Here is a 482-nt window from a genome sequence, read left to right on the forward strand (position 1 = left end):
GGTGACGAATGCACGTTCGCTTTCGGAACGGGAACTGTTGTTGGCGTACAAATGTCAGGCCGGGATCGAGAAGCGGTTCTCAAACCTGAAGACCGACTTCGAGGTGGCGCCGGTCTACCTTAAGAATGTGGGACGGATCGAGGGCCTCTTGTGCGTCTACTTTTTCGCCCTGTTGACGGAGGCCCTGCTGGAGCGAGAGTTGCGCCGGTCGATGAAGCGGTCGGAAGTGGGAAGTCTCCCCTTGTATCCCGAGGCCCGTCCCAGTGCGCGTCCCACGGCCCGTCGGATCATCGATCTGTTCGAGGAAGTGCAACGGCACGAGTTGATCGGGGGAGAAGAAGCCCCGGTGGTGTTCACGACGGAACTGAGTCCGCTGCAGCGCAGGCTCCTGAGCCTGTTGCGAATGACGGCGGCTTATAACCGCTGACGTGGCGACCGCCGGAAATTCGGAGAAATTGAATGCCGGATGTGCGGAACGTAGG

At 60.0% G+C, this 482-nt stretch carries 1 pseudogene; it reads left to right on the forward strand.

From position 1 onward, the window contains the following. Positions 1-427, forward strand: a pseudogene (locus ACYOEI_RS41125) (IS1634 family transposase); the annotation flags it as partial. Positions 428-482 lie beyond the last annotated feature (55 nt).

The organism is Singulisphaera rosea, from assembly GCF_054877945.1.